The sequence below is a fragment of the Legionella bozemanae genome, assembly GCF_001648595.1.
In the GTDB taxonomy this organism is placed as follows: domain Bacteria; phylum Pseudomonadota; class Gammaproteobacteria; order Legionellales; family Legionellaceae; genus Legionella; species Legionella bozemanae.
Genome location: NZ_LBAW01000050.1, coordinates 1 through 4675, shown reverse-complemented (window position 1 = coordinate 4675; position 4675 = coordinate 1). Strand labels below are relative to the sequence as shown.

Genomic DNA, 4675 nt, shown 5'->3' with positions numbered 1-4675 from the left:
AATCTCCAATTTGATCGCGAAATCAATTAGTTAGTCTAGACTAACTTGATTAAAGTGCCCCTTATTTGGGGTAGAGCCAAATACCCAATAATCAAAAAACACTTGCTTTTCCAAAATAATCAAGATGAGGAACAACAATGGCAGCATCTTCTACTAATGTGATTCAAGCAATTCTGCAAGCTCAGTATACCGATAAGATCGAGCAGGCACTTGCTTGCTTACGCCAAGCGCAACCACCGCTTGATACACCAGAAAATATTACCCTACTGACTCAACAGGCGCCATATGCCGATAAAATCGCCCAAGCGCTTTGGCGCTTAAGCAAAACGCAGCCGCGGCTTGATACGCAAGAAAACTTTATCCTTCTAATTCAACAGGCTCAATATGCCGACAAGCTCGCCGAAGGAGTTGAATGCTTATGCTGGGAGCCACGGCTTGATACGCAAGCTAACTTTATCATCTTAATCCAACAGGCTCAGTACGCCGATAAGATCTCGCGGGCGCTTTTGTACTTAAGCCAAGCGATGCCACGGCTTGATATGCAAGAAAACTTTATCCTACTCAGCCAGCATGCTCCATATGCCGATAAGCTCGCGCCAGTACTTTTGAAATTATGTCAAGCAGTACCACGGCTTGATACACAAGAGAACTTCAATACGTTAGTTCAATATCGGGAGTTTCTACAAGAAATTTTGAATGCCGACATCGTGAATCAACAAGCGTTTGATGAAGTCATACAAAATATTAATACGCTTACCCAAAGTCAAAAAGTAGCTTTTTCCTGTGGCAGTCATTCAAGATTGGGTGCAAACAGTTCTTTGAGACTCTTCTTTAACGAGTCACTTTCAGATCCCCAAAATCTTGCTCCGATGATATTTGAATTTTTACCTAAAGCACATTAAGGATAATCTTTGACTCTTCATGATGTCGCATTGGAATAAACAACTAAGGCAAGGAAGCAATATATTGAATTCACTGCCCAGAAAAATCGCTACCTTTCAGGATAAAAATGATTTCTTTTATTCTAACTTAACTACTTTAGCCATTCGTATTAATTTATTGATCTTAATTTCCAGGGAACTACATTCTGTAACAAGTAAACTAAGCATTAAAGATAATAGATTTTCATCCTTTTGAGGCATTAAATCAGGAGCAGCAACTAAATTGCGCGTATGCTTCAAGTAAGAGAGATTTTCTTTTAACTGTATCATAGCGTTACTTAAAAAAATAAAGTGTTCCCTATCCTTTTCATTGAGTATCACTCCCTTATAAAGAATCAAAGCAATTATTGAGGCATAGTAACGGAAAATATGCCGGAAAGATTGTAAAATATCAGCCGCAACTTGGGTAAATCCAGAGTCTTTGCCGATTTCAACCCGTGTCTCACTAATTAGTGTTTGAAAATGAGGGATAAGCGCTAAGATGTTGGATTCGCACTGAGTTAACCGTTCAGGCAAGTCTGTTGTTGAATCATCTATGTTTGCAAGGTATATAGATAAAGTGGCATATTCGGCTAGAAATTCTTGCATTTCTAAAATGAGCATTTTTGTGGCTCGGCTTGGGAAGAAAAATCGCAGGGTAAAGAAGCCTATTAATATACCAATAATCACATTGGTAGGGCGTATAAACACATACGAAAAGTTATTATAATTAATGAGGCAAATAGCCAGGGTTACACAACCCAAGATTCCAATATAACTTTTTTTGGTTCCTAAAAATAAATAGGTATATAAAAAAATCCCTACCACAAATCCAATAAGATTCATAAGATAATTATTATGGAAAAGAAAAATAATAATAAGGCTATATAATGCACTACTAATCGTCGCAAACGCTCGCATGGAACAACGAGTCAAGGAAGCGCCAATAGTATGTTGTTCAAACAAAATAATGAATAAAGAAATATAGACCCAAGTTGGCTCAACAAGAGTAAAATATGTTGTAATGATAAAACTAATGATCGTACCAATGGCCATACGTGCAGCCATTATTGTTTTTTGGCGTGTCATTTCTATAGGGAAATTATACCTGGATAATGACATAACACGTCGCTCCAATGGGCAGAGGATAATGTTTGGGGTCATAATCAGTGATTTTAATCTGTACAGGAAAACGCTGAGGCAAAAGTATCCAATTATTCGTATCATTGGTTACAGTTTGTAGCTGAGTCTTGGGGTTGGTAATTTGTCGATTAGCAGCCCAAGCACCAGATACCACTGTTCCGTGGTATAATTTTGTGCCAAAGTACATTCGAGGAATAATGTAGACTTTATTGCCGGTCTTTACCATACGTAAATCCAGCTCAGTAAAATTGGCTTGAATATAAAGACTCTCAGTATCAACAAAAGAAAATATAGGTTTATTAATTTCTATGGGTGTTCCCAAAGATAAAAACATATTTTGAATACGGCCGTTACTTTGGGCATAAACAGTAGTTTGTTCTAAATTAACTTTGGCATAACGCATTTTATAAATCAACGCTTTGATTTTGTGTTGTAGGCTCTGAATATTTTTTTCAACCACGCTAATTTGCTGTTTTTGCATGTCCACTTTGGCTAAACTGCCAAGATCTTCATATTGTAAATCTTTGACATTAATTTCAGAAATTGCTCCTGATTTTAAAACCGCTTTATTACGAAAAAAATTTAAGTGAATTCTCTTGTATTCTTGAGTGTATTGTATGAGTAATTGTTTCTCTTTTTGAAGCTGGTATTGTAAGCTTTGAAGATCCGCTTTTGCAGTACGCACCTCCTCAACTAGCCTATTATAAGTGAGCTGATAAGGTTCTTGGAAAACAGTAAATAAAGGCTGTCCCTTACGAACAGATTGTTCATTTTTAACGTATAAATCAGTAACATACCCACTGACGATAGCGGCTACCGGGCGAACATTGGCAACGACAAACGCATTATTAGTAAATGGAATTAAAAAAGAGAAAAAGTAATATAAAATTGCGAACAAGACCAAGAAAAGCAAAACTGTATAAGGTTTTAACTTTCGAAGCTTTTGTGTTACCATTTTTCAATATTAGTCATGTTATTCTTATGGATCCCTTTAATTGCGCAGCCTGGCAACGCTAATTATTTTAGTCATGACAATTGTGCTAGTAGCATGTATGCCAAGCGCAAAAAATTCACGACTCACGCCAATTTATATTCCTAAATATCTGCAAGACTCAAGCAATGATGCATTAAATAGACTTCCTTATCAAGCTTGGTGGCAAGATTTTAAAGACCCCCTTCTCAATCAGCTTGTAGAGCAAGCACTTCTTTACAATAATAATGTTACCGTAGCAAAGCAATCAATTCGTGTTGCACAGGCTGAGCTGCAAACGATTCGCTTAAATTGGCTTCCAGGCTTGAATCTTTTAATGGGGTTCGCCCAAGATCCTGCTTTAGGAAATCCTGGGGTGTTTTATGGCGCTCTTCCCAGCTATTACCAAAATTTCGTTGCGCTTTATTTTCAGCAAAAAAAAGCAGAATTTATCTTGGAGCGTTCCAAAGCATATTACCTTGGTGTTCGTTTGACTGTTATTGGAGAAGTAATAAGTAGTTATTTTTCTCTCCTCGCATGGAATCACCAATTAGCTCTACTAAAGCAAATTGAACAAGATAATAAAAAACTTATAGCCGCGTTAGAAATAGCAAAAAAACAGGGATTAGCAAATAATCTACAATTGTTAACCTTAACTAGCCAATTACAAAGCATTCTAGGGCAGCAAAAGCAAGTACAAAACAATATCATCGCAAGCGAAAATGCACTACGTTATTTAATTAATCAGCCCCCAGGACAAATAAAATCCAATAAATCATTTATTAACATACCAAGTAAAGCCATACCACTAAATAAAATTAATACTCAAGTTATTCTCCGCCGCCCGGATGTCATGGTTGCTGTAACGTCTCTTCTTGCGGCATGTAGTGGAATCAATATTGCAGAAGCACAATTATTCCCAGCCGTAACCCTAGATTATTTTTGGGGACGGGCGAGTTTAAATGGCACTTTTAATAGTCCAACACATTCAGCATCTTATGGCGATATGTATGCAACATTTAACTTATCACCCTCTTTATTTGGCCAAATTATCACTAGTAAAGCTATTTTTAATAGGAGTTTGGCAGAATATAATAATGTCATCCAAAATGCATTGCGTCTGATTGCAAATAGTATTGCTGCCAATCAGAAGTTTATGGCGAAATACCATGAAGATTTTCTCTCTTTAGCCTCATTAAAGAAAAGATATCAATTGCAACAGGAACTTTATCGCAAAGGCCTTATTAGCCATAATGATTTGTTATATAGTAGGATAGATATCAACCAACAAGACTATAGATTAACCATCAGCAAATTAGAACAGTTACTAAGTGTTATCCGTCTTTATGAAGAATTAGCAGCAGGCATACTTTATCAAGAAAGACTCTATAGTAAGTAAAAACTCAAATTATCCTGGCGTCCTCTTGGTTATGAGCAACTGAATCTTTTACACATCTTGTAATCCATACAAAAAAGGAATGCCGATTAGCAGAATCGGCTGCTTATAGCCCACATACATGAAGATTTATATCTTTTGATGAATATATCGTTCTTCGGATAGTCCGATTTATACAGATATTTCGGCTCTACCCCAAATAAGGGGGCACTTTAATCAAGTTAGTCTAGACTAACTAATTGATTT

General features: G+C 36.6%; 4 protein-coding genes. 2 read left to right on the top strand and 2 right to left on the bottom strand.

The window, feature by feature from the left end; translation table 11 throughout:
• The first annotated feature begins 137 nt into the window (after positions 1–137).
• Positions 138–902 carry a hypothetical protein gene (locus tag A8O27_RS17850; protein WP_058460018.1) on the top strand — a complete coding sequence of 255 codons (765 nt, stop codon included), beginning with the start codon at positions 138–140 and terminating at the stop codon, positions 900–902.
• 117 nt (positions 903–1019) lie between these two features.
• Here A8O27_RS17850 and A8O27_RS17845 read toward each other — a convergent pair whose 3' ends face one another.
• Both A8O27_RS17845 and A8O27_RS17840 read right to left on the bottom strand, forming a co-directional pair.
• Positions 1020–2042 (bottom strand): FUSC family protein, encoded by a 1023-nt coding sequence (locus A8O27_RS17845; protein WP_174223905.1) that lies wholly within the window; start codon positions 2040–2042, stop codon positions 1020–1022.
• The gene (locus A8O27_RS17840) at positions 2023–3018 is read right to left on the bottom strand and encodes an HlyD family secretion protein (protein ID WP_058460017.1); all 996 of its coding nucleotides are present in this window, start codon (positions 3016–3018) and stop codon (positions 2023–2025) included. The genes A8O27_RS17845 and A8O27_RS17840 overlap by 20 nt, the downstream gene beginning before the upstream one ends.
• A 97-nt stretch (positions 3019–3115) precedes the next feature.
• Between A8O27_RS17840 and A8O27_RS17835 the strand changes: the two genes are divergently transcribed.
• Positions 3116–4432, top strand: coding sequence for a TolC family protein (locus A8O27_RS17835; RefSeq protein ID WP_058460019.1), 1317 nt, complete (start codon positions 3116–3118; stop codon positions 4430–4432).
• Positions 4433–4675: the final 243 nt, after the last annotated feature.

What these genes read in the sequence shown, in the direction of transcription:
- A8O27_RS17845 (WP_174223905.1), bottom strand. Translation starts at nt 2,042, where the DNA reads ATGTCATTATCCAGGTATAATTTCCCTATAGAAATGACACGCCAAAAA.
- A8O27_RS17840 (WP_058460017.1), bottom strand. Translation starts at nt 3,018, where the DNA reads ATGGTAACACAAAAGCTTCGAAAGTTAAAACCTTATACAGTTTTGCTT.
- A8O27_RS17850 (WP_058460018.1), top strand. Translation starts at nt 138, where the DNA reads ATGGCAGCATCTTCTACTAATGTGATTCAAGCAATTCTGCAAGCTCAG.
- A8O27_RS17835 (WP_058460019.1), top strand. Translation starts at nt 3,116, where the DNA reads ATGCCAAGCGCAAAAAATTCACGACTCACGCCAATTTATATTCCTAAA.